The sequence below is a fragment of the Fusobacterium sp. DD2 genome (assembly GCF_018205345.1).
Classification (GTDB): Bacteria; Fusobacteriota; Fusobacteriia; order Fusobacteriales; family Fusobacteriaceae; genus Fusobacterium_A.
Genome location: NZ_JADRHM010000111.1, coordinates 1 through 2926 on the forward strand (window position 1 = coordinate 1; position 2926 = coordinate 2926).

Here is a 2926-nt window from a genome sequence, read left to right on the forward strand (position 1 = left end):
AAAAATAATAGGTTAAAATAATTAAGGGCACATAGGGAATGCCTAGGTAGTAAGAGCCGATGAAGGACGTGGTAAGCTGCGATAAGCTCGGGTTAGTTGCAATCGAACATTGACCCCGAGATTTCCGAATGGAGCAATCCGCTAAGTTGAAGACTTAGCACGAAAGAGGGAACCGCGTGAACTGAAACATCTAAGTAACGCGAGGAAAAGAAAGTAAAAAACGATTTCCCAAGTAGCGGCGAGCGAACGGGAATGAGCCTAAACCGTATAAATGTCAAGGATGCAGCCGTTGTTTATACGGGGTTGTGGGAAAAACTATGAGGAACTGCAACGTACTCAACAATGTTAATGACCGAACTGGAATTGGTTGGAAAGCCAAATCGTAGAAGGTGATAATCCTGTACAGGTAAACTCATTAACTTGTCTGTTTTCTCCCAAGTAACATGGAACACGAGGAATTCTGTGTGAATCAGCGAGGACCAGATCTCGTAAGGCTAAATACTCTTACTAACCGATAGCGTATAGTACCGTGAGGGAAAGGTGAAAAGAACCCCGGGAGGGGAGTGAAATAGAACCTGAAACTATGTGCTTACAAGCGGTCAGAGCCCGCAAGGGTGATGGCGTGCCTTTTGGAGAATGATCCTGCGAGTTACGTTCAGTGGCAAGGTTAAGTATAACGGAGCCGAAGGGAAACCGAGTCTGAACAGGGCGACATAGTCGCTGGGCGTAGACGCGAAACCTGGTGATCTAATCCTGTCCAGGGTGAAACTGTGGTAAGACACAGTGGAGGCCCGAACTCACCGCCGTTGAAAAGTTGGGAGATGAGATAGGTTTAGGGGTGAAAAGCCAATCGAACTAGGAGATAGCTCGTTCTCTCCGAAATGCATTTAGGTGCAGCCTTGAGTGTTTAATTGTGGGGGTAGAGCACTGAATGGACTAAGGGGCATATTGCTTACTGAATCCAATCAAACTCCGAATACCATAATTCTAAAACTCAGGAGTGAGACCATGGGAGTTAACTTCCATCGTCAAAAGGGAAACAACCCAGACCACCAGCTAAGGTCCCTAATCATAACTAAGTGGGAAAGGAGGTGGAGATTCCTAAACAACCAGGAGGTTGGCTCAGAAGCAGCCATTCCTTTAAAGAGTGCGTAATAGCTCACTGGTCGAGAGTCTCTGCGCCGACAATGTAACGGGGCTAAGTTATGAACCGAAGCTGTGGAATTGCGCAAGCAATTGGTAGGAGAGCGTTCTGTAGGCCGTTGAAGGAGAAGCGTAAGCAACTTTGGAGGTATCAGAAGTGAGAATGCAGGAATAAGTAGCGAGAAGGGAGGCGAGAATCCTCCCCGCCGGAAGACCAAGGTTTTCAGGGTAAAGCTTGTCTTCCCTGAGTAAGCCGGGACCTAAGCCGAGGCTATAATGCGTAGGCGAATGGAAAACAGATTAATATTTCTGTGCCAGTCATATTTTGTGATGGAGGGACGCAGAAGGGTATGTACGCGGAAGAACGGTAGTTTCCGTAGAAGCATGTAGAATGACTTAACAGGTAAATCCGTTAAGTTAGATTTGAGGTGTGATATATAGCCATTAGGTGAATGTACAAATCCCACGCTGCCGAGAAAAACTTCTAACGTTAAGATATGACTGCCCGTACCCGAAACCGACACAGGTGGTCAGAATGAGAAATTTAAGGCGGACAGGCTAACTCTCGTTAAGGAACTCTGCAAAATGGCCCCGTAACTTCGGGAGAAGGGGTGCCCTCAGGCGTCAGTATTCACGCAATGCAAAGCGCTCGAGGGTCGCAGTGAAGAGGCTCAAGCAACTGTTTAACAAAAACACAGGTCTATGCTAAGCTGTAAGGCGATGTATATGGGCTGACACCTGCCCAGTGCCGGAAGGTTAAGAGGAGGAGTGAGAGCTCCGAATTGAAGCCCCGGTGAACGGCGGCCGTAACTATAACGGTCCTAAGGTAGCGAAATTCCTTGTCGGGTAAGTTCCGACCTGCACGAATGGTGTAATGATTTGAGCGCTGTCTTGACGGGAGGCCTGGTGAAATTGTATTACCGGTGAAGATACCGGTTACCTACAGTAGGACGGAAAGACCCCATGGAGCTTTACTGTAGCTTGGTATTGGGTTTTGACATTGCATGTATAGGATAGTTGGGAAACTGTGAAGGCATGGCGCTAGTTGTGTCTGAGTTGTCGGTGGAATACCAACCATTCAATGTTGAAATTCTAATCTGTGGTTTGCAGCCACGGAAACAGTGCTAGGTGGGCAGTTTGACTGGGGCGGTCGCCTCCGAAAGAGTAACGGAGGCGTTCAAAGGTTCTCTCAGGTTGGATGGAAATCAACCATAGAGTGCAATGGCATAAGAGAGCTTGACTGCAAGACTGACGGGTCGAGCAGGTGCGAAAGCAGGACATAGTGATCCGGCGATTCCGAATGGAAGGATCGTCGCTCAACGGATAAAAGCTACCCTGGGGATAACAGGCTGATCCTACCCGAGAGTCCATATCGACGGTAGGGTTTGGCACCTCGATGTCGGCTCATCGCATCCTGGGGCTGGAGAAGGTCCCAAGGGTTGGGCTGTTCGCCCATTAAAGCGGTACGTGAGCTGGGTTCAGAACGTCGTGAGACAGTTCGGTCCCTATCCACTGTAGGCGTTAGAATATTGAGAAGACCTGTCCTTAGTACGAGAGGACCGGGATGGACAAACCTCTGATGTACCAGTTGTCACGCCAGTGGCACAGCTGGGTAGTCACGTTTGGAATAGATAACCGCTGAAAGCATCTAAGCGGGAAACTAACTTCAAGATAAGTATTCTTTAAGATACCTTCGAGCCTAGGAGGTTGATAGGTTGGAGATGTAAGGGCTGCGAGGCCTTAAGTTGACCAATACTAATTATCGAAGTTTTAACCTAATGAT

General features: G+C 48.1%; 1 rRNA gene. It reads left to right on the plus strand.

From position 1 onward, the window contains the following. Positions 1-10 precede the first annotated feature (10 nt). Positions 11-2921, plus strand: a 23S ribosomal RNA gene (locus IX290_RS11255). Positions 2922-2926 lie beyond the last annotated feature (5 nt).